Genomic DNA, 26002 nt, shown 5'->3' with positions numbered 1-26002 from the left:
TCATGGATAAATTCAGCTCAAGTGGCCGCTATTCGGCTTAAAAACATGTGGATTAAAAGAATTTTTTAGACAAAAAAATAACGCCATTATTGACTGCAACAATGGCGTCATCGTGTATTTATAACAGCAACTCACACCTTACTGTGGCTTAACCTGTCACCACGTTCAGGCGCTTTAAACGCGAAATATGCAAATCAATTTGCCCTGCAATTTCAGGTAAAATTTGCTTTAAAAACTGGCTATAGTTCATTGCATCTTCTGCTCTTAATACGCCTGCTTGTACCAATTGTTCCTGCTGTAGCAACATACTTTGTACACGGTTTAAATCAGGCTTTTGCCCTTGGCTTAAACCTGTACTAATTTGCTTAAAGCCTAAATACAACTGATCACGTTGCTGGATTAATTGCTGCATTTCAACTGCAGATACCGCAGCACGCTCTAGCATAGCGTTTGTTTCCAGTACATTTTCAGATTCATCTGAATATAGACTTTGCGTTGTTTCTATCTCTGTGGAAGCCGTGTTCGGTTTCACCCACACTGTTTCCGAAACAGTCTTATTCGGTGGTTGAAATACATACACCACGGTAAACAACACCGCGACCGCCAAAACAAAAAAGCCTATACCGAGCCATCGAGTCCCATTCATGTGCATGCTCCATAAGCAAACCATCCTAAAATGCGCTCAATTCAAATATCGTCTTGAGCGCCTTAGCATGCTTTGCCTGTTATGATCGGCTTAAAAATTACGGCGTCGACCAATCGCTTGGTGCATAACCCAAACGCACTCGCTGTGGGTGATTCCCCACTGGCACACTGCGGACTTTTTCTCCCGTAGCAAAGTCAATCACCGTTACCACATCGGTTTCACTTTCTGAAATCACACAGCTTTTTCCATCTGGGCTACGGGTTGCCCAATATGGTTTACCTGCAGGAATCAGTTTGCCTGCTTTTAAACTCTGACGGTCTACAATGGTCGCGTAATCATCCATCGTGCCTGCCACACAGAGTTTTTCGCCATCTGCGCTGATGGATAAACCATGATGACGTGAATCATTTACCCATTTGCTGCGGTCTTTTGGAATTGTACTGCTGCCCGGTAATTGTCCAATACGCGTGACTTTATCGGTTTTTAAGTCGTATTCCACCAAACCATTAAAAAATGAAACCTGCGCATAAAGTTTGCTTTCATCTTTACTTAGCACCATAGGACGCACTGAGTTGGATAAATCTTTACGTCCAAAGGCATCTAACGCAGGTCGGAAATCAATTTTTTTCAGAACTTTATAATTATTGGCATCGGCAATGGTAATAAAGCGCTTACCTTTGGTAAAATCTTGCCACTGTGCATCCATCGAAGTTTCTACGTTACCAATCGCAGAGTTTAAGATTTTCGTTCCACCTGCAAAGTAAATATTTTCGTGCGGCTTATCCCCTGTTGCAAAACGCCCCAATTCTTTACCTGTATGAATATCTAAAACATGCACCACATTACCTGACGATGCCGACACAGCAACACGTTGTCCATCTGGTGAAACCGCCATGTGGTCTGCGCGGAAACCTTCGACTGGCGTACGCCAATTAATTTTGCCCGTTTTAATGTTGATGGATACCACATCGGCAAAACTTGGACGTGAAGCCACAATCGACTGTCCATCTGGCGTGGAATACATATCATCCACCAACTGGTCATTGCCCTCACCTGCAGTTTGTTGAATGTAAGTGTAGGCAATCAATTTCACTGGATTTAAATGAATTTCTAATAAACGCTCTTTGCGGTCAGGAATCATATTGACCACACCCACTTTGCCAAAGTCTTGTGAAGGGTGAATCACCGTCACTGTGCCATCCCAGTTATTGCCGACAAAAAAGACTTGTTGGGTATTCGGTGGCTGCGGTAAATAGGTCGAATCTGCATAACTTTGTGCGCTGACACAACTTCCTAAAGCCAGCACGCCTTGAAGTAGATGTTTAAACACCTTGTTGGAATAATTCATGTTCTTGTTCTCCCTGAACAGCAAAATGAAAGTGTTGTTTTTGTTTTGGCTTGTGTTTTTACATATTTGTTGTTTTTAACTGAAGCCTGCCTAATCCATCTTGAAGCGATCTTGAAGCGATCTTGAAGCGATCTTGAAGATTGTTGGCGTGGCATTGATTGGGCAATAGCATAAGAGTTTTTGTAATTTTGCGTCTAGGGTTCGAGCTAGACTATCCGATAGCAGGTCAATTTTCAGATAAACAGAAATACAGCATCACATCCTGTTAAAATGCCAAGTATGATAAAAGCTTGTTTTTGTCGATGAAATGACAGTAATCCCATACCCATTCAAGCATTTAAACTCAAGAATATAAGGATGTGCCGAGATGCAGTTGTTGGAACTTAAAACCTTGCGTAAACAGCTTCGACAACAGCGCAGAGCGGTCACGCGCACCCAACAGCAACACGCACAGCAAGCTGTTTTGCAGCGGCTAATACGACTGCCAAAATTTCAGTACGCAAAAAAAGTGGGTATGTATTTACATGCTTTTGGTGAAATTCATACACACCGCATCATTGAATATTGCTTCGCGCATAGCAAACAAGTGTATTTGCCCATGATTTGCAATATGAATCAACACTTGGTGTGGGTACAAATCACCCCACAACAATATCGTCAGCGTCGCTTTGCCCATCATCGTTTGGGGATGCAAGAACCAAGAACAAGTCGCGGAAAACACATCTCCCATTTAGATTTAGTCTTGATGCCCTTATTGGCTTGCGATACGCATGGCACCCGCATTGGAATGGGCGGTGGTTATTATGACCGCACTTTAGCCTCTGCCCCGCAGCATCCTTATCGCTTAGGGATTGCACATGATTTTCAGCTAATTCATACACGCTTGCCACGTGAAAATTGGGATCAACCTGTAGATGCCTTACTAACTCCACAACATTTTTTACAGTTTAAACGCACCTTGAAACGCTAAATTGATCATTTTGACTGAATAGATCAATTTAAAATCACATATTTAGCTACTTTTTAAACAATTTGTGTTGACCTACCCTTGTATTTTAAAAAATACCCATCACTATAAAAAACATGGCAACACCGTTGTCACTCATTAGGAGTGCCCATGTCTGAAATTATTATGAATCAAGAAACCTTAGAGCCTCAGGTTCCAAGTGTATTACCGCTTTTAGCGCTACGTGATGTGGTGGTTTATCCACACATGCAAATCGCGCTATTTGTAGGTCGTGAAAAATCGATCAATGCAGTTGATGTGGCTCGTAACAGTGACAATCTAGTATTTGTAGTTGCGCAAAAAGATTCGCTTACAGAAGAAATTGATCACGACAATTTATATCAATACGGTACTGTCGCGAAGATTGTGCAAGTTGTGAATCACGAAAATGATGAAAACTGTATCAAAGTTCTGATTGAAGGCTTATACCGCGCCAAACTCGAAAAAATTATTGATGAAGACGCGTATTTGACTGCAGAACACAGCTTGAGCCCAATGACTGTTGCGATGGATGAAAATACCCAAGCAACACGTTTGCAAGAATTACGTGCCTTATTTGCGCAATATGCAGAAGCAAAATTACGCAATGCACGTGAACTGATTGCTGCTGCCAATAAAATTGAAGATTTATTGCAGTTGTTGTTCTTTGTTGCAACCCGTGTGCCATTGAATATTGATGTCAAACAAAAATTCCTTGAGCACGATGAGTTTGAAGCTCACTTGACCGAGTTAATGACTTATTTATTGCAACAGTCTGAAGAACAGCAGATTGAGCAAACCTTGCATGACTCTGTTAAACGCCAGATGGAAAAAAATCAGCGTGAATACTTCTTGAATGAGAAGATGAAAGTCATTCAACGCGAACTGTCCGATATGAACGGCGGTGCGGAAGATGATGTCGCTGAAATTGAAAAACGTCTGGCCGAAGCAGACTTGCCAGAACATGTCCGCAAAAAAGCAGAAGCTGAGTTCCGTAAGCTAAAAGCCATGCAACCTGCATCTAGCGAAGCGGCTGTGGTACGTAACTATCTGGAAGTAATTTTAGATACGCCATGGAACAAAGCCAGCAAAGTCAGCATTAACTTGGCGAAAGCACAAGAAATTTTAGATGCCGACCATTACGGTTTAGATGAAGTCAAAGACCGTATTGTGGAATACCTTGCTGTGCAGTCGCGCGTGAAAAAACTCAAAGGTCCAATTCTGTGCTTAGTCGGTCCTCCGGGTGTAGGTAAAACCTCACTGGGTGAATCGGTTGCAAAAGCCACTGGACGTGAGTTCGTGCGCATGGCGCTAGGCGGCGTACGTGATGAAGCGGAAATTCGCGGTCACCGCCGTACCTATATTGGTGCGATGCCGGGTAAAATTGTGCAGTCATTGACTAAAGTTGGTGTGAAGAACCCACTGTTCTTGCTCGATGAAATTGACAAAATGGCACAGGATTACCGTGGCGACCCTGCATCTGCTTTGTTAGAAGTACTTGATCCATCACAAAACAACAAGTTTAATGATCACTATTTAGATCTAGACTTAGACTTGTCTGAAGTGATGTTCATTTGTACTGCCAACAGCATGAATATTCCAGAAGCTCTGTTAGATCGTATGGAAGTAATTCGTCTACCGGGTTATACCGAAGATGAAAAAGTGAATATTGCAGAACGCTATCTTGTCCCTAAAGCCATCAAAAATAATGGCTTGCGTGCTAAAGAATTGACGGTTCATGAAGAAGCGATTCGTGACATTGTGCAGCGCTATACACGTGAAGCAGGTGTGCGTAGTCTGGAACGTGAAGTGTCAAAAATTGCCCGTAAGGTGGTGAAAGAAGCAGTCAGCAAAAAAGCCAAAAACCTACAGGTAGATGTGACTTCACAAAACTTGCCTGACTACCTTGGTCCACACAAATTTGACTATGGTATGGCAGAAGAAGAAGCCGAAGTGGGTCGTGTAAATGGCTTGGCTTGGACTTCAGTGGGTGGTGAATTACTCACCATTGAAGTGGCAACCATGAAAGGCAAAGGTAATTTCATCACCACAGGTTCATTGGGTGATGTGATGCAAGAGTCAATCAAAGCCGCGATGACCGTTGTGCGTACCCGTGCCGACAGTTTAGGCATTGAAGCCAATGTATTTGCCGAAACCGATGTACACGTACACTTGCCAGAAGGTGCAACACCTAAAGATGGTCCATCTGCAGGTTTGGCATTGACTACGGCATTGGTATCTGCATTTACAGATATTCCAATTCGTCCTGATATTGCCATGACAGGCGAAACCAGCTTACGTGGTCGTGCAATGCGCATTGGTGGCTTGAAAGAGAAACTTCTTGCGGCACATCGTGGTGGTATCAAACTGGTATTTATCCCACAGGAAAACGTGCGTGACTTGTCTGAAATTCCAGACAATGTCAAAGAAGGTTTGGAAATCAAGGCTGTGAAAAGCATTGATGAAATCTTGCCTTTGGCACTGACCAGTATGCCTAAGCCTTTAACCAAGGCACCGATTGTGAAGCCAGTAGCAGCAGGCAAAGCCGCACGTCATTAAGCAAGTTACTCTGCTTTAAGCATAGAACATCTCAAAAGAGCACTTCGGTGCTCTTTTGTTGTATTTAGATTCTGGATTTAAAATAATTGAATAATTTTTTAATTATTTTTAAAATGGATAGTCTGTTTTTAATTCAATTTCCTTGAAAAATAGGCAAACCATCCACATATATAAATTTAAGATACATCGCGCTGTATGTTTCTTGTTTGGTCTATTTAGACCGATAAATTGATCAGACGCTTTTGATTGAAGCGTGCTTCATGGTCTGGTCATCCATATCTCCAGGTGGATGACCTTTTAACCGCAGTCCTATTTCAATTCAGGGCTGCGTTTTTTATGCGCTGCGATCAATCATCAAGGTGATAAAATCTGTGCAACCAAGCCATTCACGACATGTGCCATTTTTTCAAAATTTACTGTTTTTAAAGTATCACCTGTGGTGTGGCGAAGTGAGCTGCGATAACTGCCCGTATCGGTAATTAAAATAGCTGGAATATCATATTTCCAATAATTTAAATGATCTGAAAAATCCATGCCCTTGACGAAAGTCGGTGCGACCACACGCTCACATTGCAATTGATTCAAACGCTGCATCGCATTGCAATAGCTTGCACTCATTTCACGTGACTGCATATTGCTCAATGCCGCAATAAAATTGCCATGACTTGGGTAAATCCACTTTAAACCGATTGGGTAATTTTGCACCAAGTTTTTGTCGTAATAACCAATCATATCCAGCACATACACCGCACGGATTTTTTCTTTTTCAGCCTGCACAGATTTGGCATGTACAAAACTGCCCATCGACTCAGTTTTAAATAATGGTGGTTCTGCCAAGGTATAAAATACAAATTCTACATTTTGACTAAGTTTATTCTTTTCCTGCGCCAAAATTCGTGCTGTTTCGATTACACCTGCAACGCCAGAAGCGTTGTCATTTGCCCCCTGCTGCTGCCCATAAACATCGTAATGCGCACCAAAAATCGTTTTTTGCGCAGCACCGATATTCAATTTGCACACCACATTGCGGTAGCTTTGCTGATTGACCACATAATTTTGAAATTGACACGGAATTCCAAATACTCGCATTTGTTCCCGAATCCATGCCGAAACCCGATTCAGTTCAATCACATTTTTATAATGACGATACTGTTCGGAATTACCCAAACCCTGCTGCCCAATCACTTGCTGCATATAGACTTGCAAATTGTTTGGTTCTGCCCATTGAGCCTCAGGCACAGCAAATGTAGCAGTGGTCATCAATCCCATACCCGCGCCCAATATCCATGAATATAACTGCTGACTTTGAAACGCGCGCATGCTGATAATTCCAAGACAAAAAAGACCAATAAGATTGCTGAGTATTAAAGCAACAGCCTGTTGGCAAATTCAATTGCAAATTGTGTCGTTACACAGCGCTTGTGTTGAATCATGGTTATAATGCGAGATTCTGATTGATCGCTACATGAACTCGCCTATGAAAATTCGCATTCTGACCATTGGACAAAAAATGCCTGCTTGGGTGCTGACTGGTTTTGAAGATTATTTCAAACGGATTCAGCCTTTTGTGCAGACTCAAATTGTCGAACTGCCAATGGCGAAACGTGGCAAAAATGATTCTGAGGCCGATATTCTAAAATATCGCCAAATTGAAGGTGATAGCATTTTAAATGCCATGAAAAACAATGAGCTGTTAATTGCCTTGGAAGTGGGCGGCAAAGAGTTCAGCACCGAAAAACTTGCAGAAACCATGAAAGGCTGGATGCTAGAAGGCAATGATGTCGTGCTTGCGATTGGTGGACCAGATGGTCACTCTGAAGCAGTACGTAAAGCAGCAGCATGGCATTGGTCATTATCCAAACTAACTTTGCCACACCCTTTAGTTCGCGTGATGCTGATTGAGCAGCTATACCGTGCTATGAGCATCAACCACAACCATCCTTATCATCGTGCAGGTTAAATCAACTTATTCAATTTGTAAGTTGAGTTATCAAAATATCTTCAACTCAAACGACGTTGCAAAGCTGCAACATAGCGTTGAACAAAAGTACATTTCGCTATACACACTTTTTTGCGATGCTGTAGAACAGCAGGCTTTAGGGATCTAGGCATGAACTTACAGACATTACCCGGTTTATTTATCTCACATGGTTCGCCCATGTTGGCACTCAATCCTGAACAGGTCGGGCCTGCACTCAGCCGTTTAAGTGAAAATTTGCCAACACCGCAAGCCATTGTGGTGATGTCGGCGCATTGGGAAAGTAATGCACTGGAGGTCAACACAGGTATTCGCCCTGAAACATGGCATGACTTCCGTGGTTTTCCTGAAGCCTTGTACGCCCTGCGCTACCCTGCACCTGGCTTACCTGAACTGGCAGAAGATATTTTGCAGCGTTTGGCTGATGCGGGCTTTGCTGCCCATGCCAACAGCACACGCCCGCATGATCATGGCGTATGGATGCCATTACTACACATGTATCCCGATGCCAATATTCCAGTGATTACCATTTCTTTGCCCATGAATATGAGCGCCGAACAGATTTATCACATTGGGCAAAGTTTAGCGCCATTACGTGAACAGCAAATTTTACTGATTGGCTCAGGCAGTATCACCCATAACTTACGTGAATTATCATGGAATACACCCAATGCGGCTGTGCCTGAATGGGCATCTAGTTTCCGTAATCGTGTGGTGCAGCATTTAAGTCATCGCAATTATGATGCAGTACTAGATTGGCAACAATTGCCACATGTAGCACGTAATCACCCAACCCTAGAACACTTTGCACCGCTGTTTTTTGCAATGGGTACGGGAGATCGATTTAACATTGTACATAGCAGCTTTAGCATGGGTTCACTCGGTATGGATATTTATCGTTTTGACTAACCGATAGCTCCGCTTATTTAAAATCTGACTTTTTAATTTGGATACATTTTGTTAGCAAAAGCTACGATTTGTATCCATATTTTTTGTTAATCTCTTGATTATAATCACGTTGAAACTTTAGCACATAGAATATAAACCAATGAAATTCAGTATTTTTGCGCTTGCCCTGCTCCCTTTGGCTTTAACTGCATGTCAATCTTCACATCTTCCTGCCACTTCAGGAGATCCGGCTATTTCTACTCTATCCACCACATTAAAAACGCCTACACAAATTTTGCCCGCTTATACCTGGGAACTTGATCGTGGGCTGCAACGCCCGATTGTTCTGAGCTTTGATCAACGAGGCAGACTAAGTGTAGCTTCTGGCTGTAATGGCCTTGGCACGAGCTGGACTGTTAAAGATAATACCCTGAGTACGGGTGACATGATGGGCACCATGATGGCATGTGATGCACCATTAATGGAACAGGAACGTTTTATCAGCCAGCTTCTGCAAAAGCGTAATATTCCGTTTAGTCTGGATCTAAATGATGCCAATCAGCCAAAACTGAGTATTACTGCAGCTGATGGTCAAAAATATGTCTTTACCGGAAAAATGACACCGGAAACCAAATACCAAGGTCAGGCAGAAACCATTTTCCTGGAAGTTTCGTCACAGACTAAAGCCTGTACGGGTGTAGCTCAGCAAACCTGCTTACAGGTGAAAGAAATCAAATATGATGAAAAAGGCTTAAAGACTCAGGTCGATAAAGACTGGACTTTATTTTACGATCAGATCGAAGGTTTTCAGCATTCATCGAATGAGCGTCAGATTATTCGGGTAAAACGTTATGAAATTAAAAATCCGGCAGCTGACCAGTCTAAATATGCCTATGTATTCGACATGACCGTAGAGCGTGAAGCAGTCAAAGGCACTCTATAACGATAAAATCGCAATATAAAAAAACCGAGGCATTCACCTCGGTTTTTTTTCAAGCTTAAACTCAGTCAGACTTAGAATACGCCTTGAGAAAGCATTGCATCAGCAACTTTTACGAAGCCAGCGATGTTTGCGCCGTCTACATAGTTCACGGTACCGTCTTCTTTCGTACCGAATTTTACGCAGTTGCGGTGAATTTCTTTCATGATTGCGTGTAAGCGCTCGTCAACTTCTTCGAAAGTCCAGCCTAAACGCAATGCGTTTTGAGACATTTCCAGACCAGAAGTTGCTACACCACCGGCGTTAGATGCTTTACCTGGCGCATAAAGAATTTTCGCTTCAACGAATTTCTCAACCGCTTCAAGTGTAGAAGGCATGTTCGCACCTTCAGCAACACAGATTACGCCGTTTGCAAGAAGCGCTGCTGCATCATTCGCATCAAGTTCGTTTTGAGTCGCACACGGAAGCGCGATATCACATTTAATACCCCAAGGACGTTGACCTTCAAGGTATTCAAAACCGTGCTTAGACGCAAATTCAGAAATACGACCACGTTTTACGTTTTTAAGTTCCATCACTTCAGCAAGTAATTCTGGCGTGAAACCTTCTTTCACGTACACAGTACCATTCGAGTCAGAAAGTGAAACTACTTTCGCACCCAAGTACATTGCTTTGTCTGCAGCAAATTGTGCAACGTTGCCTGAACCAGAAATCGCAACGACTTTATCTTTAAAGCAATCGCCACGAGTCTTGAGCATTTCCTCAGCGAAATACACAGTACCGTAACCTGTAGCTTCTGGACGCGCCAAAGAACCACCGAAAGATAAGCCTTTACCTGTGAATACACATGAAGTGTCATTGCTGAGCTTCTTCATCATACCCGCCATGTAACCCACTTCACGACCGCCTACACCAATATCACCCGCAGGAATATCCGTGTTAGAACCTAAATGACGATATAACTCGATCATTAAGGCTTGGCAGAAACGCATAATTTCGCCTTCAGACTTACCTTTAGGGTCAAAGTCTGAACCACCTTTACCACCGCCCATTGGCAATGTGGTCAAAGCATTTTTAAAGGTTTGTTCAAAACCTAAGAATTTTAAAATTGAAAGGTTCACTGATGGGTGGAAACGCATACCACCTTTAAATGGACCAATTGCTGAGTTGTACTGTACACGGAATGCACGGTTTACGTGGGTTTGACCTTGGTCATCTACCCAAGAAACGCGGAACTGAATTGCACGCTCAGGCTCAACCAAACGCTCAAGCAAACCATGTGCTGCATATTGAGGGTTCTTTTCAATGAACGGCCAAAGGCTGGTCATTACTTCTTCTACAGCTTGTAGAAACTCTGGTTGATGTGCATCACGTGTTTTAACGTAATCTAGGAATTCGTTAAGGCTGTTGTATTTCAACGCTTAATCCTCAGCAGAAAATGGATCAAAATTGGTCAAAATTTCAATCAATGATATATTTTGGCGCAAAATATTAAATATCTTTTGTTAACAATCTACAATAGTTTTTTTCAAAAAACTTTAAAACATTTGTATTTTCATAAATTTAACTTATTTTTTAGCGTGTTAAGCCCATAAGTTAATGTAACAAATTAATTCATAGTTTTGAGCATTTTTGCCCAAAAAGCTAGCAATTGTTGTTCTTAATTTGCGCACAAGCCTAAAAGCAAAAATCGTGCTAAAATCATCGACCTAGAATTTTCCCCTAGCCTTATCTTCCGTTTTTCTGCTGCTGTTAAAGTGGCATTGGTTTGTCCATGAATTCGCAAATTGCTCTGATTCAAAATATTGATGCGCTGCTCCCTCAAACTCAATGTGGCTTATGTGGTCACCGCGATGGCTGTTTACCCTATGCCAAAGCGATTGCGGAAGGCGAAGCAGCCAATAAATGCGTACCCGGTGGACAACCTGTTGCAGATGCACTAGCAAACTTACTGCAACGCCCTGTATTGACCGCAGAAGCCAGTGTTTGGCCTGTGCAGGCAGATGGACGCCCACAGCGTATGAAAGCGCTAATTCGTGAAGATGAGTGCATTGGTTGTACCAAATGTATTAATGCCTGCCCTGTCGATGCCATTTTAGGCTCAGGCAAACTCATGCACAGCATTTTGACTGATTTATGTACTGGCTGTGAATTGTGTATTCCACCTTGCCCTGTCGATTGCATTGACTTGGTAGAAGATACACAACCCCTGCTTTCTGATAGCGCACGAGTGGCAGAACAGAATGATTTACGCCAACGCTACTACGCCCACATACAACGTGAAGAACAACGTCGTCTGCACCGTAAAGGCCCTGTGGTACGTGCAGAAATTGATACCGAACTGTTTGCTCAATTTTCTGCACAAGCCGATGCTGCTGTGCCTGTGATTGAATTGCCTGTGCAAAAAAATGAACAGATTTCCACTGCCGATGCACAAACCACCATCGAACTGGCAAAATTACGCACACAAATTAAAAAACTCGAAAAACAACTCAGTGTGCGTGACGATGAGAAAAAACGGCTATTACTAACCAATTTACAACAACAGTTACGTGAATTAGGAGCATAAACATGCCCGAAAGAAAGACACGTCTGACCAATAAAGCGGTTAAAACAACGACTGCCAAAAGCACCACGCTCAAAGAAAAGCCGTCTAAAAATATGACCAAAAAGCAAATTCAGACTTTTTTTGAGCGCTTACGTGAACAACGCCCAAATCCGACCACTGAACTGAATTTTTCCAATCCATTTGAATTGCTGATTGCGGTGACCTTATCTGCACAAGCGACCGATGTCAGCGTCAATAAAGCCACCGACAAACTGTTTCCTGTTGCCAATACGCCCGAAGCGATTTATGCCTTAGGTGTGGAAGGTTTAAAGGAATATATTAAAACCATCGGGTTGTATAATTCCAAAGCAGAAAATGTCATTAAAACCTGCAAAATTCTCATCGAAAAACACGGCAGCATCGTGCCTGATAATCGTGCCGATTTAGAAGCCTTGCCTGGCGTGGGACGTAAAACTGCCAATGTGGTCTTAAATACCGCGTTTGGACAGCCAACCATGGCGGTCGATACGCATATTTTCCGCTTAGGTAACCGCACAGGTTTAGCTGTAGGTAAAAATGTTTTAGAAGTCGAACACCGTTTGATTAAAGTCATTCCTAAAGAATTTTTAATTGACTCGCATCACTGGCTAATTTTACATGGCCGTTATTGTTGTATTGCGCGTAAGCCTAAATGCGCTGAATGTGTGGTGTCAGATGTGTGTAACTGGCCTGATCGCTTTGAATTTGGTGCACATCGTCATACTACGCTGCATGAAATTCATCACGCGCCCATATCTAAGTAAGTGCTTCGGTAGACTTTTGCAAAGTGATCTAAACTTATTGATGACAAGCTAGATCATCAAAGCAATGTGGATCATCCAAAATCGTGTGGATAACTGTGCAATCTATGCACAAGATTGTACAGAGATGAACTTGTTTCTTCATGGTTGGTATTTTCACCGTTACCTAATCTTTTTGTCTCTGTAACTGCTTGAGATTTTATAAAAATTACAATACCTAAAGTAATAATACCAACCACAAGAATTATTAATAGAATTTTATTCTTTTTCATAAGGTTTTATAAAAACTGCCCAAATTTAAAATTGCAATCTTTTGCAGATGTGTGATGGTTTATTTATCCTGAGAATCTTCAGACTGACGTTGTTGCTCTTGCTGTTGTTTAAGTTTCGGATGCAATTGATAGTGCTTGCCTGATTTTTTTTCAGCCGAATTCTGAGCTTGTGTGTTGCGCAACAACTTATAGCTCACAAAAACAAGAAAGCCTAAAACGGCAATACTTGCCAATAACATGATGATCACAGCAGCATGTTGCAAAGCACTCTCCCAAACTGAAACAAATAAAAAGAGCCCTAATATGAATCAGGACTCTTTTAAAGTCAAAACAAGCAGCCTGTTTAAACGATTTTATTTTCTTTTAAACAGACTTGGTCTAAGACCTAGACTTATTTTGCTTGGTCTAAAATAGCAAACAAATCTGCTTGAACTTCTTCAATTGGACGAAGACCATTCAATTTGTTATAGCTTGGTGCATTTTCACCAGAAGCAGCACGACCTTGATAGAAGCCAACCAATTGCTCAGTTTCTGAGTGATACGCTTTTAAACGCTTACGAATGGTTTCTTCTTGGTCATCTGGACGTTGAACCAAATCTTCGCCAGTTTCGTCATCTTTACCTTCCACTTTTGGTGGATTGTAAACAAGGTGATAAATACGACCAGATGCAGGGTGCTGACGACGACCAGACAAACGTTGTACGATTTCTTCGTCTGCAACATCAATTTCAATCACGTGGTCGATATTGATGCCTTCGCTTTCCAAGGCTTCAGCTTGTGGAATAGTGCGAGGGAAACCATCAAAAATACAACCATTCACGCAATCTGGCTGCGCAATACGCTCTTTCACTAAGCCAATGATCAGTTCATCAGATACCAAACCGCCACCGTCCATGACGCTTTTGGCTTGTAGACCTAATTCAGTACCTTCACGAATTGCAGCACGGAGCATATCACCGGTTGAAATTTGTGGGATATTGTAGCGCTTACAGATCAACTGAGCTTGTGTACCTTTGCCTGCTCCAGGTGGTCCGAGTAAGATAATGCGCATAAAAAAACATCCTCATTTTAACAATGTATTTGACACTCGTTGCATATCAGAGCCATCGCCCTTTACGCAGCCAGCATCCTCTTATAAGAAAGCGACAAACAAATGTATTAAACCAGCAATAAAACCAGTTACACCACCCAAGACAATTAAAATCCACTCATCTTCCTGAAAGGCAGGACGCAAGAGATTCTGGAATTCTTTTGGCGTCAGTTCACGAATACGATCTCTGAACATTTGATAAATTTTCTGTGCACGGCTCGCATTAAAGGCAGGGTCGCATACAGGCACCATCGTAATTTCAATCGAACGATCAATCAAGTCAGTCTTGAGTTTGGCATACTCTTTTGGCCCCAAAGACAACTGTAAAGAGGTACGAACCAATGGTGTTTCCATAATTTCGTTGATGTGGCGTTTGACAATACGGCGGGTTTTGTCTTTTTTACTGCCATACATCATTTCAGTCATAATCGATTTTAACGTAATCAGATCTTCTGTGACTACCGTTGCAAACACATCCGAGACTTCTTCTTGGCGTTTCATGAACGCACCCTGAATATTATAAGTCCCAATGCGTGGAATCACTGGCTTAATCCATGGAAATTGACGATTTTCAGTCAATTTAAAGAACTGCGGATATTTCACGTAATGTGGTTCGACTGGGTTAAATACCATCCAAATCGCAATCCAGTTGGTCAAGAAGCCCCAAATTGCCGCCCAAAATGGAACCGTCCAGTGCCATGGTACAAGAAACCAAACAATCATTTGGAAAATACCAAAGAACATCCCAATCAATGCACTGATATGCCAAATAAAGTTAATTTCTTTTTGACCGACTTTTAGGAACATACGCACCATTAAGCGGCGATCACCTTCCATTTGGCTGACCACCATTTCACGCATATCCACCAAGGATTCAACATTCAAGGTCAGTTCAGTCACCAATTCACGCAGCACACCTGGCAATTGTTTATGCGCCTGTGCGTAAATACGGCGTTTAATCGAATACGGTAGGTTTTCCCAAAGCACAGCATTGCGGTCTAACATGACCTCATCAATTAAGTGCTCAAGTTCAAAACCCACTTGCTCACCAATAATACGCGCCATATCTTCAGGGTCCATAGCATTGAGAAACTCACGCAATGAACCTAATTTTGACAATGTGTTATCGGTAATGATGCCTGAAATACGCCCTGCTTTACGCGGTACAATCCCCTGCCATCCCACAGGAATAGGCCCAAGGTGAAAGCCCCAAAAGCTAATTGGATAGAACACCATTTTTAGTGCCATCCACACGTGCGCCCAAGTCACAAAAGCAGTCACAGGAATAATACTGAGCACGGCCCAAAAATCTGGACGATTCAAAAAGGTTTGCCACAACTGATTGACGTACTCAAGCATGCATTTTTTCCATATTTAGTTCTAATTACAAGATTCTAAAGTAGTTAAAAGTCACTATTCTGACTACAAACCCATACTGAGCGTATAGGAAAATTGTAGTCTAGGCTCAGTTTCCGCAATCACTCGCCCTTGTCGATCTTCCAATTTTTCACCTGCGCCAATGCCAACACTAAAGCTACTGATGCGTTCAGGGCTCAGTAATACATAAGCCAGATCAATGCCTGCACCTAAACGCGCTTTTTCTTCACCATCCACCCATTTAGATTCTAGGTGTCCTGCGTAAGCGCCAATATAATAACCATTTTTGTCTTTACCTGTGAGGTGGTATGGGTAACGAAAACCTGTTTGCCCACCGACTTCATGGTCACCATTTAAAAAAGCCCCCGCTTTTAGATAGGCAATGCCATAAGGATTGACCCATTCACCATTCAAATGCAGTAATTTTTGGGTAATACCCGCCCCTACATTCCAGGTTTTTGCGCTATCTGCGCTAATTTTTGCTTCAGGTAAAAAAGTAGTGTTCCCAGCAAAGCTAAAACTTGAAAAGGCAAGTAATGCCACGAAAGAATAGACTTTTGTCATTATTGTCACCAGTGTCCATTTGTTTTAATTTTAAAAACAGTCCTGTTTTCGTGTTTTGACTCTAGCAGAATTGTCAGGATTCTTATATACAGCAAATTACAATTTTGATGTCGCTAAAGTCAAAAATTAAGATTGCGCCCATCTTCTAGGTTAAATCGGGCAATTCAGTCAAACATGGTTACTCAAAATTGCCAATAGATGCGTTAGAATAGTCCAAATTCGTTCTCCCTCATTTTTGTTAAGCCAATTTTTGTATGAAACAACACTATCCGTTAAAAAATGCTCAGCAAGAGAAGCGTATTTTTCGCAATCGCATCTTTTTTTCGGTGGGTGTTGTGGTTTTTTTCTTGCTGCTGTTGGTGGCTCGTTATGCCTTTTTACAAATTAGCGGCTACGATGAATTTGCGACTGCATCAGATAAAAACCGAATTCGGCTACAACCACTCGCACCTGCACGTGGTTATATTTATGACCGCAATGGTGTGTTATTGGCAGATAACTACCCTGTGTTCTCAGCCACTTTAAGCCGTGCAGATGTTGAAGATATTGACGATACCATTGCGCGACTGACACCTGTTTTACAACTGACAGAAGAAGATATCGATCGCTTTAAAAGTCGGATTAAAACTTCACGTAAAACTGAACGTGTATCGATCAAGCTGAATTTAAATGAATCGGATATTGCCCGTTTTAGTGAAGTTAAATTTCAGTTCCCTGGGGTCAATATTGAAACCCAGATGACACGTTACTATCCGCATGGTGACTTATTTGCGCACGTGATTGGTTATGTCGGGCGCATTAACGACAAAGAACTGAAAGAAATTGACAAAGATGCTTATGCAGGCACCAACTTGATTGGCAAAATTGGGGTGGAGAAATCGTATGAGCACTTGCTACATGGCGTACCCGGCAACGAATCTGTAGAAGCCGATGCACATGGTAATGTGCTGCGCAATTTAGGACGTAAAGACCCTGTACGTGGCAATGATTTGTTTTTGTCATTGGATTATGGCTTGCAAGTGGTCGCCTCTGAACAACTGGCAGAACGCCGTGGTGCAATTGTGGCACTTGACCCACGTACAGGTGAAATTTTAGCTTTAGTCTCCAGTCCGAGTTTTAACCCTAACTTATTTGTCACAGGTATTAGCCATACCGACTACTCTGCCTTACGCGATAATTTAGATCAACCACTCTATAACCGTGCAGTACAAGGTGTTTATCCACCGGGTTCTACCATTAAGCCGATGTTTGGTTTAGGCGGTATTCATTATGGCTATGTCGACTGGAAAACCGCCATTCAGGATTATGGTTATTTCACTTTACCAGGCGACAGCCACCGTTTCCGTGACCATAAAAAAACTGGGCATGGCATTGTCGATATGCACAAAGCTCAAGTCGTGTCGTGTGATACCTACTTCTATGTATTGTCGTATCGCATGGGCATTGAAAAAATGAACGACTGGATGCGTCAATTTGGCTTTAGTGAAAAAACTGGGGTCGATTTACCAAGTGAAAGCACAGGACTCTACCCAAACCCGGACTGGAAAATGCGTACGCGCAAAGCCAAATGGATGAAAGGTGAAACAATTTCCGTCAGTATTGGTCAGGGTGCATTTACCTCGACACCATTGCAATTAGCAATGGCCACCGCCATCACCGCCAACAAAGGATTTAAAGTCACACCGCACGTGTTACGTGAAAGTCGTGGCGCGAAACCATTTAAAGTTCACAATGGTACCAACGGAAAAATTGACTTTAACGGCACAGAAGAAGACTGGATTAAAATGCGTGATGCCATGGTTGATGTGATTCAATCAGGTACAGGTAAAGGGATTAAAGGCGGCTTGCAATATTCAGTTGCAGGTAAAACAGGTACAGCACAGGTTAAAAGTATTGCGCAAGGTAAACGCTATAACGAAGCCTTATTGACCGACCGTCAGCTTGACCACGGTTTATTTGTTGGCTTCGCTCCTGCCGAAAACCCTGAAATCGCAATTGCCATCATTCTAGAAAATGGTCGCGGTGGTTCTGCAGCAACGGCTTTGGCGCGTCCAATTTTAGACTATTGGTTACTGAATAAAAATAAAAAGCCAATTCGTCCATCTGCCGCACAAGTGAGTGGTGGCTTAATGACTGCAGGTTTAAAACCAAGTGAATTGCCAAGTGGTGAAGTCCCTTCATCTACTGCACCAAATACGAATAACGTGAATAATCCGAATACAGCAACCAATCACCCTGCGCTCAACCCAAATCCTTCGCAAACTACTCCGAGTTCAGCTCCAACCAATCCACCTGCAACTGCGCCAACAGCAGTTGTACCCACTAACCCAATTGAGAGCGACTAAGCCATGAAAAATCAACTACGCATTATTGGTGGAGAATGGAAACGTCGTCAGTTGGCTTTTGCTTCAATTGAGGGATTACGCCCTACGCCCGACCGAGTGCGCGAAACCTTATTCAACTGGTTAATGTGGGATGTGCAAAACGCCAAAGTGTTAGACCTCTGTTCAGGTTCGGGCGCTTTAGCTTTTGAAGCCCTGTCTCGCGGTGCGGCACACGTGGTCATGATTGAGCCAAACCGTACACAAGCACAGTTTTTACAGCAAAATTTAGAATTATTACGCGTCAATAAAAGCAAAGCACAATTAAAAGTTTCTACCGCACAACATGCTTTGGCGACACTAAAAGATCAGTTTGATTTGGTATTTTTAGACCCGCCTTATAGTTTAGATTTATGGGAAGAATTGGCAGGGTTGGCTGATCCACTCATTGCGGCACAAGGTCTGATTTATGTTGAAGCAGATCGTGATTTAAACCTGTTAAAATTACCGCAGACTTGGCAAAAAGTTAAAGAGAGCAAAGCGGGAACTGTACGTGCGAGCTTATACCAAAAGATTGTTGTTTAAATTTTCTCCTTAAAAGATACGCGGTAATTTTATGACTATCGACACTTTTCAAGAGTCATCTATTAATGTAATATTATAACATTACATATTGTAGTGTTTATCTTCATGAAAGTTCGTTCATCTTTAAAAAGTGCAAAATCGCGTGCCGATTGTCAAATTGTGAAACGTCGTGGCAAATTATTTGTGATTTGCAAATCCAATCCACGTTTTAAAGCAAGACAGGGATAATCCCCTGTCTTTTAGTTTTGATAGATTATTACACTGAAATAGTGTGCTTATTCTGAATAGTAACGTGTATCGACACAAAAACTTTCAGGAAATTTTGCTTGAACCTGCGCATAAAATGCCATGATTTCAGCCATATCTTTTTCAAAATCACCGGTTGGATGCACAATTTTTCCCACACCCGTTTTCTTTTTTGCGTAATCCATATACGCCAAAGCAATTGGCACACCTGCATTTAACGCAACATGATAAAAACCTGTTTTCCATTGTTCTTGACGCGCACGTGTGGCTTCAGGCGTCACCAACATCACCAATTTAGGATGGTTTTTAAATAAGTCCGTCATGAGCTGAACCATACTAGGTCGTGCTTCGCCTGGTGCTTTCGGACGACGGTCTATACCAATACCTCCCATCGCACGGACAAATGGTCCAAACGGCAATTTCATATAGCTGTCTTTAATGGTCAAGCGAACATTAACGCCCAAAGCTTTAAGCCCTAAGCGTGCATATAAGGCATCCCAATTACTGGTATGCGGTGCAGCAATCATCACATATTGGTCTAATTCCAACGGACAATGATTGTCGATTTCCCAACCCATTAAATTTAAGCTTCGCTCAGCTAACTTTTCAAACACAACCGCATACCCCAAATAAAGTGTGCGAATTTTAGCAAGCATCGACAAATACAAAAGTCTAAAACGACGAATAAATAAACAAATACTTTATAAATGTATAAAAATTTCCTGCACTCATCTTATTTTTGTCATTCCATGCAAAATCATACTGTTTTTGCGCTTATTCATTGCTAGATTCAAGCAAGTTTAAAATGGTAAATATATAAATTTACGCACAGTTTGCTGAGTTATTTACGGTCTAATCCGATGTAATCCTTGAAGTGAAACTTAAAACTTTAAAACATCTGGCTTGTTATGATTTGCTACAAATCTTCATTAAAAATAAGGCAAATTGGCTTTTCAGATACAAGGTGAAAGTTTAAGGTGGCAGCAAGACAAGTTTGAAGTTCAGAACATTTATGCTGAATCGTTAACCGATTGCACTCAGTACACTTAGCTTATTTTTAGTAGCTTGCGGATCAACTGATCCAAGCAGGGAATATCAATCCGCTTTGCCTTCTGAGCCACAAATTACGCCCAAAACTGAAGTTCAAAATTCAGCAACTTCATGGACAGGACAAGCTACAGGTAACTTTAGAGCCTTATTGCCTTGTGACAACTGTGAACAGCATGTGATTCATTTACGCCTGAATGATGATCAAACCTTTCAACTCATCGACATTAAACGCTCGAAACAGCGGCAGCGCGAAAACCAAGTGGCGGGAACGATTCAAGCTGCTCAGGACAACAATCAGCAAGACAAACAGAACCAACACCCATCGCAAAACACGGCAAATGAATGGTTGCTCAATACAGAAAATGGGCAAGCCTATGCACGTATTCAACTCACAGCTCACGGTCTTAAATTCAGCTTATACAATCAGAAAAAGACACAAAATCAGCAGAAAAATGAAACTCAGGTTTTCTTACATCCTGTAGAAAATATGCAAGTCAGTAATGCCCTGAAGCATGTCGATATTCAGGCTGAACACGTACAAAATGTTGAGGTCAAAGAATTAAACGACCCTGTGATGGCACACGATTATTTTCTGGCAATTCACAATCAATCTGATCAAGCATTACAATTACATGCCAATGACTTGGTTTTGGTCGATCAGCAATATCAAGAATATGCAGCCGTAGTCGATCCGCATTTTTTAGAACCAATTCCTGCACAACAAAAACAATGGATTAAGGTGTCTTTCCATTACCCTGCTTCTGTAGAGGCAGATGTGATCAAAATTAAATAGGTTACAGCTGCTGCATTTCATAAATGAAGGAACATCAATTTAAGGATGTTTCAAAGTTCTTTGACTATTTTAAATAGCCATAAAAAAACCCTGCATCAGCAGGGTTTTCTTTTAAACCATCAAGCGATTACGCGTTGAATTGGTTCATTGTGTTTTTAGCTTCGTCCGCTGCTTTAAGCGCGTTGTCACCAGAGAAAATTTCTTTGTGATCGTCACCGATGTCAGAACCAGCCATTGCTTGGTGTTTAACACAAGCGATACCACCGCGGATTTCTTTACGTTGTACGCCAGCAACATAAGCCAACATACCTTCAGAACCGAAGTAACCTTGAGCAAGCTCGTGAGTAGAAAGAGCAGCTGTGTGGTAAGTAGGCAGAGTGATCAAGTGGTGGAACACGCCTGCTTCACGAGAAGCGTCTGCTTGGAATGTACGTACTTTTTCATCAGCTTCAGCAGCCAATTCAGAATCGTCGTACTCAGCGCTCATTAATTTAGCGCGGTCGTATGCAGATACGTCTTTACCTTCAGCAACCCAACGGTCGTACGCTTGTTGACGGAAGTTCAGTGTCCAGTTGAATGATGGAGAGTTGTTGTAAACAAGTTTCGCATTTGGCACAACTTCACGTACACGGTTAACCATGTGAGCGATTTCTTCTACGTTTGGAGTCGCAGTTTCGATCCAAAGAAGGTCAGCACCGTTTTGTAAGCTAGTTACACAGTCAAGTACAACGCGGTCAATTTGAGTGCCTTCACGGAACTGGTACAAGCCAGAAGCTAAACGCTTAGGACGGTGTAATTTACCATCACGCTTGATTAGGATTTCGTCTTCTTTCGCTTCAGAGATGTCAATTTCTTGAGTGTCTAAGTAGCTGATGTATTGAGAAGCGATGTCGCCTGGCTCTTTAACTACTGGGATTTTTTGAGTTAAGTCAGCGCCTTCAGAGTCAGTACGTGCAACGATGATACCGTCGTCAAGACCCATTTCTAAGAACGCATAACGTAACGCGTGGATTTTAGCGATGAAGTCTTCGTGTGGAACAGTTACTTTACCAGCTTGGTGACCACATTGTTTCGCGTCAGAAACTTGGTTTTCGATTTGAAGTGCACATGCACCCGCTTCGATCATTTTCTTAGCTAATAAGTAAGTTGCTTCTTCGTTACCGAAACCAGCGTCGATGTCCGCAATGATTGGCACAACGTGAGTTTCAAAGTTGTCGATTTGAGCAGTGATTTCAGCAGCTTTAGCAGTATCACCAGCGTCTTGTGCTTTTTTAAGTGCGCGGAACAAATCGTTTAATTCTTTCGCGTCAGCTTGACGTAAGAATGTGTAGATTTCTTCGATCAATGCAGGAACAGAAGTTTTTTCGTGCATAGATTGGTCAGGAAGTGGACCGAATTCTGAACGAAGTGCAGCAACCATCCAACCAGAAAGGTAGATATAACGGCGTTCAGTAGTACCGAAGTATTTTTTGTTCGCAATCATTTTTTGTTGCGCAACAAAACCGTGCCAGCAACCTAAAGATTGAGTGTATTTGCTTGAATCAGCATCATAAGCAGCCATATCACGACGCATAATCGCAGCTGTATATTTAGCAATATCTAAACCAGTTTTGAAACGGTTTTGCATTTGCATACGCGCAGCATCTTCAGGACTGATGTCTGCCCAAGTGTTGCCGAATTTTGCTTTTAATTCGCGGATTGCATCAATCGCTGTTTGGTATGTAGTCATGATATTGTACCCTGTAATATTATTTAGGATTTATCAATCGAAGGCTAAATCGCGCTTATGCTTGATTGCTCAGATTTAGAGCACTTCGTTACGATGAATACAGAGTAGAGTGACTGAATGAATTAATCCAATATTCTCGTGTAATTCTCGGTATTTTTTAAAAAAATGTATAGATCAAAGTCTTAATTCACAAAAACAATAAAAACACAACATATTGATTTTAAAAACCTTATTTAGAAAATCAATCAAATATCTTTGCTTACAAATTCATCTCTGTGCCGATATTTTCTGCATTAGACTTAAGTCTTGCATTTCATAAAAAATGCTTGCATTGGCGATTTCTGCCATTTTTTAGCAAAATTTTGCTGCTTTTCAGCGCAATGTAAGTGCATAAGTTTCATACAAAATAGAATCTGCTATCAGTTCTGCCAATGCTTTTAAGTGTTTTTGCATTTAAGATTAAAAAGTATAGATGCAGTACTAGGCAACCTACATTTCTTTAGGAAATAATGATGGGGCTGGCTGTTTTTATTCAGATTTTTTGCTGTTTATCTCGTCGATTTTTTCATCATAATTTATACACAAGCCTTACGGCTTATGGCATAATTCCAATAATTTAGTGATTTTATTTTCGGTATTTATTTTATGAATCTGGAGCGGGTTGATCTTAATCTATTAATTTATCTTGACGTCTTACTTCGTGAAAAAAATGTAACCCGTGCTGCAGAACAATTGGGCGTTACCCAACCTGCGATGAGTAACATTTTACGTCGTTTGCGCAATTTATTTAATGATCCCCTGCTGATTCGTTCTTCTGAAGGCATGACGCCAACTGAACGTGCCTTAGAATTACAACCGCGTATCCGCGATGCCTTATCTGACCTTTCTATGATTTTGGAGCCGCGTACTGAGTTCCGCCCTTATACTTCAAATCGTGTATTTCGGATTATGACCTCCGATTACGCAGAAGCCACATTAGTCCCACGCTTGGTTAAAGCTTTACGCTCTGAAGCACCTAATGTGGTATTAGACTTTTTAACCCCGAGTGATGTGTCTTATCGCGACATGGAACAAGGTAAAGTCGATTTGGCGATTAACCGTTTTAATGAAATTCCACAAAGTTTCCATCAGGTTTTAGTTTGGCGTGATAGTTTTTCTTGCCTGCTCAATCACAAACACCCTGCTGCCAATAACCTGAATTTAAAAAGCTACTTAGATGCACAACATATTTGGGTTTCTAAAACAGGTATGGGCGTTGGTTTTGGTGTGAATCCAGAGAAACAAGCGGGACTGGGTTGGATTGATCAAGCTTTAGAGCGTATTGGACAAAAACGTAAAATTTCGGTGTTTACCCGTCATTATCAAATGCCTGCACTACTCGCGTCTAATGTAGATTTAGTCGCAACCTTACCTACACGTATTGCGCGCTTACAAGCCAAAAGCCAAAGCTTACTGATTAAAGACCCACCATTTTATATTCCAGAATTTGAATTAAAGATGGCATGGTGTCCGTTGTTACATCATCACCCTGCACACCGTTGGTTACGCCAATTGATTTTATATGTAGCGCGCCAAATGATTGAAGAAGAAAACCGTGAGTTTTTACTGAATAACTCTCAATTTTCAGCCTATTAATTAAAAATTCACTGAACTTATTGGCACAAACGCTTATACTCAGATGAGGAATATTTCGATATTCCTCATTGTTTAATCATGATTTAATAAAGATTCAAATTGTTATATTTAAAATAATATAATCCACAGGTGGATTCGTGAGCCTCTTCCAGAATATTGTTATTATCCTCATCCTCATTGTCGGAGCTGGTTTTTTATCGCTGACTGAAATTGCGTTGGCTGGTGCACGTAAAGTTAAACTGAAAATTCTAGCCGAATCAGGCGATGAACGTGCCCAAAAAGTTTTAGACCTACAAGAAAACTCAGCTGATTTTTTTGCTGCCTCACAAATTGGCTTAAACGCAGTTGCCATTTTAGGTGGTATTTTAGGTGAAGGCGCATTCCGTCCTTATTTTTACAACTTAGTTGTGCGCTTCTATCAAGGACCATGGGCTGAAACGCTTAGTTTTGCCTTGTCATTTACCTTAGTGACTTCGCTGTTTATTTTATTTGCCGACCTAATGCCTAAGCGTTTGGCAATGATCGCCCCTGAAAAAATTGCGGTATCGGTGATTAATCCGATTCAAATTTTTATTCGGATATGCAAGCCTTTGGCATGGATGATTAATGCGATTGCCAACGTGCTGTTCCGTTTATTCAAAGTAAACACCACGCGCGAAGACAATATTACATTTGATGATATTTCTGCAGTCATGGATGCAGGCGCTCAAGCAGGTGTTTTACAAAAGCAGGAACATCACTTTATTGAAAACGTGTTTGAACTTGAAGAACGTAACGTGCCTTCGAGTATGACTACACGTGAAAATGTGGTGTTTTTTACCCTAAAGGAATCTGAAGCCAGTATTCGTCAAAAACTTGCAGAATATCCTTATTCCAAATTTTTGGTCTGTAGCGAAAATATTGATGATGTGATTGGTTATGTTGATGCCAAAGATATTTTGGTCAGAATCCTCAATAATCAATCTTTACTACAACTAAATGAAAGCACCATCCGTAATGTATTAACCATTCCAGATACACTCACGCTGTCTGAAGTCTTAGACCGTTTCCGCTCTACCAAAGAAAAATTTGCCGTAGTCATTAATGAATATGCTTTGGTTGTGGGCGTAATTACCCTGTCTGATATTATGATTACTGTGATGGGCGATTGGGTGACACCCATTGAAGAAGATCAGCAAATTATTAAACGTGACAATAACTCATGGTTGATTGATGGCAGCACCCCAATTGAAGACATTAAACATGCACTGCAAATTGATGAAATGCCCGATGATGAAAACTATGAAACTATTGCAGGTTTTATGATGTACAAATTGCGAAAAATTCCACGACCTGCAGACTCAGTGTTATTTGATGGTTATAAATTTGAAGTGGTCGATGTCGATCATTTTAAAATTGACCAACTCTTGGTAACGCGCATTGTAGAACCTTTGGACAACGCAAATGCTGTAGCAACAGAAGAATAACCATGTGCTAAACACGATAATAAAAAAGCACTACATCTTAAATGATGTAGTGCTTGGTAGTGTTCAAAAAACTGTGTCATTTCCTTAAACTGTTAAAAACAGGAATGATGCATTATGGCAACTACATTTGATTTTGAAACAGCCTTAAAACAACTCCAGTCAGGACAAGCACTGACTGGAGA

Annotated in this window: 23 protein-coding genes; 13 read left to right on the top strand and 10 right to left on the bottom strand. The window is 41.5% G+C overall.

Features of this window, described 5'->3' with window-relative positions:
* Nucleotides 1-148: 148 nt before the first annotated feature.
* Both FTU66_RS09545 and FTU66_RS09540 read right to left on the bottom strand, forming a co-directional pair.
* A complete protein-coding gene (locus FTU66_RS09545) occupies nucleotides 149-646 on the bottom strand; it encodes a hypothetical protein (RefSeq protein WP_004970693.1) in 498 nt (165 codons plus the stop codon).
* A 97-nt stretch (nucleotides 647-743) separates the two neighbouring features.
* Entirely contained in the window at nucleotides 744-1994 is a 1251-nt protein-coding gene (locus tag FTU66_RS09540; protein ID WP_096902747.1) for a YncE family protein, read from the bottom strand.
* Between the two features lie 373 nt (nucleotides 1995-2367).
* On the opposite strand from FTU66_RS09540, the gene FTU66_RS09535 reads away from it, so the two are divergent.
* The gene (locus FTU66_RS09535) at nucleotides 2368-2964 is read left to right on the top strand and encodes a 5-formyltetrahydrofolate cyclo-ligase (protein WP_026438444.1); all 597 of its coding nucleotides are present in this window, start codon (nucleotides 2368-2370) and stop codon (nucleotides 2962-2964) included.
* A gap of 147 nt (nucleotides 2965-3111) precedes the next feature.
* Nucleotides 3112-5538, top strand: coding sequence for an endopeptidase La (gene lon / locus FTU66_RS09530; RefSeq protein ID WP_131260796.1), 2427 nt, complete (start codon nucleotides 3112-3114; stop codon nucleotides 5536-5538).
* A 354-nt stretch (nucleotides 5539-5892) separates the two neighbouring features.
* Here the strand turns inward: lon and FTU66_RS09525 are convergent, their stop codons facing one another.
* Nucleotides 5893-6858 carry a M28 family peptidase gene (locus tag FTU66_RS09525; RefSeq protein WP_373684823.1) on the bottom strand — a complete coding sequence of 322 codons (966 nt, stop codon included), beginning with the start codon at nucleotides 6856-6858 and terminating at the stop codon, nucleotides 5893-5895.
* Nucleotides 6859-7015: 157 nt separating this feature from the next.
* Between FTU66_RS09525 and rlmH the strand changes: the two genes are divergently transcribed.
* From rlmH to FTU66_RS09510, 3 genes are all read left to right on the top strand, one after another.
* Entirely contained in the window at nucleotides 7016-7498 is a 483-nt protein-coding gene (gene rlmH / locus FTU66_RS09520) for a 23S rRNA (pseudouridine(1915)-N(3))-methyltransferase RlmH (RefSeq protein WP_026438445.1), read from the top strand.
* 150 nt (nucleotides 7499-7648) lie between these two features.
* Entirely contained in the window at nucleotides 7649-8425 is a 777-nt protein-coding gene (locus FTU66_RS09515; protein ID WP_096901485.1) for a dioxygenase, read from the top strand.
* 139 nt (nucleotides 8426-8564) lie between these two features.
* Nucleotides 8565-9347: an META and DUF4377 domain-containing protein gene (locus FTU66_RS09510; RefSeq protein WP_004970709.1), complete on the top strand. Its 783-nt coding sequence runs from the start codon at nucleotides 8565-8567 to the stop codon at nucleotides 9345-9347.
* A gap of 71 nt (nucleotides 9348-9418) precedes the next feature.
* On the opposite strand, the gene gdhA is transcribed toward FTU66_RS09510, so the two are convergent.
* A complete protein-coding gene (gdhA, locus tag FTU66_RS09505; protein WP_004970711.1) occupies nucleotides 9419-10762 on the bottom strand; it encodes an NADP-specific glutamate dehydrogenase in 1344 nt (447 codons plus the stop codon).
* A gap of 356 nt (nucleotides 10763-11118) precedes the next feature.
* Here gdhA and FTU66_RS09500 point away from each other — a divergent pair, with 356 nt between their 5' ends.
* The gene (locus FTU66_RS09500; RefSeq protein ID WP_004970712.1) at nucleotides 11119-11913 is read left to right on the top strand and encodes an RnfABCDGE type electron transport complex subunit B; all 795 of its coding nucleotides are present in this window, start codon (nucleotides 11119-11121) and stop codon (nucleotides 11911-11913) included.
* 92 nt (nucleotides 11914-12005) lie between these two features.
* Nucleotides 12006-12695: an endonuclease III gene (gene nth, locus FTU66_RS09495; RefSeq protein ID WP_178867175.1), complete on the top strand. Its 690-nt coding sequence runs from the start codon at nucleotides 12006-12008 to the stop codon at nucleotides 12693-12695.
* Nucleotides 12696-13023: 328 nt separating this feature from the next.
* Here nth and FTU66_RS09490 read toward each other — a convergent pair whose 3' ends face one another.
* The 4 genes from FTU66_RS09490 to FTU66_RS09475 form a co-directional block, all read right to left on the bottom strand.
* Nucleotides 13024-13227, bottom strand: coding sequence for a hypothetical protein (locus tag FTU66_RS09490; protein WP_004970716.1), 204 nt, complete (start codon nucleotides 13225-13227; stop codon nucleotides 13024-13026).
* Between the two features lie 128 nt (nucleotides 13228-13355).
* Nucleotides 13356-14015, bottom strand: coding sequence for an adenylate kinase (gene adk / locus FTU66_RS09485; protein WP_004970717.1), 660 nt, complete (start codon nucleotides 14013-14015; stop codon nucleotides 13356-13358).
* A gap of 81 nt (nucleotides 14016-14096) precedes the next feature.
* Nucleotides 14097-15413, bottom strand: a complete 1317-nt coding sequence (locus tag FTU66_RS09480) for a hypothetical protein (protein ID WP_004970719.1) — start codon at nucleotides 15411-15413, stop codon at nucleotides 14097-14099.
* 63 nt (nucleotides 15414-15476) lie between these two features.
* A complete protein-coding gene (locus FTU66_RS09475) occupies nucleotides 15477-15995 on the bottom strand; it encodes a hypothetical protein (protein WP_004970721.1) in 519 nt (172 codons plus the stop codon).
* Between the two features lie 254 nt (nucleotides 15996-16249).
* Between FTU66_RS09475 and mrdA the strand changes: the two genes are divergently transcribed.
* The 3 genes from mrdA (at nucleotide 16250) to ykgO (ending at nucleotide 19129) form a co-directional block, all read left to right on the top strand.
* On the top strand, nucleotides 16250-18340 hold the full coding sequence (gene mrdA, locus FTU66_RS09470; protein WP_096901482.1) for a penicillin-binding protein 2: 2091 nt from the start codon (nucleotides 16250-16252) through the stop codon (nucleotides 18338-18340).
* Between the two features lie 3 nt (nucleotides 18341-18343).
* A complete protein-coding gene (rsmD, locus tag FTU66_RS09465; RefSeq protein ID WP_180112738.1) occupies nucleotides 18344-18901 on the top strand; it encodes a 16S rRNA (guanine(966)-N(2))-methyltransferase RsmD in 558 nt (185 codons plus the stop codon).
* A 105-nt stretch (nucleotides 18902-19006) separates the two neighbouring features.
* Entirely contained in the window at nucleotides 19007-19129 is a 123-nt protein-coding gene (gene ykgO, locus FTU66_RS09460) for a type B 50S ribosomal protein L36 (protein ID WP_026438469.1), read from the top strand.
* A 47-nt stretch (nucleotides 19130-19176) separates the two neighbouring features.
* On the opposite strand, the gene FTU66_RS09455 is transcribed toward ykgO, so the two are convergent.
* Entirely contained in the window at nucleotides 19177-19803 is a 627-nt protein-coding gene (locus FTU66_RS09455; protein ID WP_154320477.1) for a 1-acyl-sn-glycerol-3-phosphate acyltransferase, read from the bottom strand.
* A gap of 449 nt (nucleotides 19804-20252) precedes the next feature.
* Here FTU66_RS09455 and FTU66_RS09450 point away from each other — a divergent pair, with 449 nt between their 5' ends.
* Entirely contained in the window at nucleotides 20253-20990 is a 738-nt protein-coding gene (locus tag FTU66_RS09450; RefSeq protein WP_257222082.1) for a copper resistance protein NlpE N-terminal domain-containing protein, read from the top strand.
* Nucleotides 20991-21117: 127 nt separating this feature from the next.
* Here FTU66_RS09450 and FTU66_RS09445 read toward each other — a convergent pair whose 3' ends face one another.
* Nucleotides 21118-22719, bottom strand: a complete 1602-nt coding sequence (locus tag FTU66_RS09445; protein ID WP_004977281.1) for an isocitrate lyase — start codon at nucleotides 22717-22719, stop codon at nucleotides 21118-21120.
* A gap of 645 nt (nucleotides 22720-23364) precedes the next feature.
* Here FTU66_RS09445 and FTU66_RS09440 point away from each other — a divergent pair.
* Both FTU66_RS09440 and FTU66_RS09435 read left to right on the top strand, forming a co-directional pair.
* Nucleotides 23365-24354, top strand: coding sequence for a LysR family transcriptional regulator (locus FTU66_RS09440; RefSeq protein WP_004977282.1), 990 nt, complete (start codon nucleotides 23365-23367; stop codon nucleotides 24352-24354).
* Between the two features lie 137 nt (nucleotides 24355-24491).
* Nucleotides 24492-25820: a hemolysin family protein gene (locus tag FTU66_RS09435; protein WP_180112737.1), complete on the top strand. Its 1329-nt coding sequence runs from the start codon at nucleotides 24492-24494 to the stop codon at nucleotides 25818-25820.
* The last annotated feature ends 182 nt before the right edge of the window (nucleotides 25821-26002 follow it).

This window comes from Acinetobacter sp. YH12131 (assembly GCF_013418635.1).
GTDB classification, from domain to species: domain Bacteria; phylum Pseudomonadota; class Gammaproteobacteria; order Pseudomonadales; family Moraxellaceae; genus Acinetobacter; species Acinetobacter towneri.
Note: the sequence above shows the minus strand (reverse complement) of the source record. Positions and strands in the feature narration are given on the sequence as shown.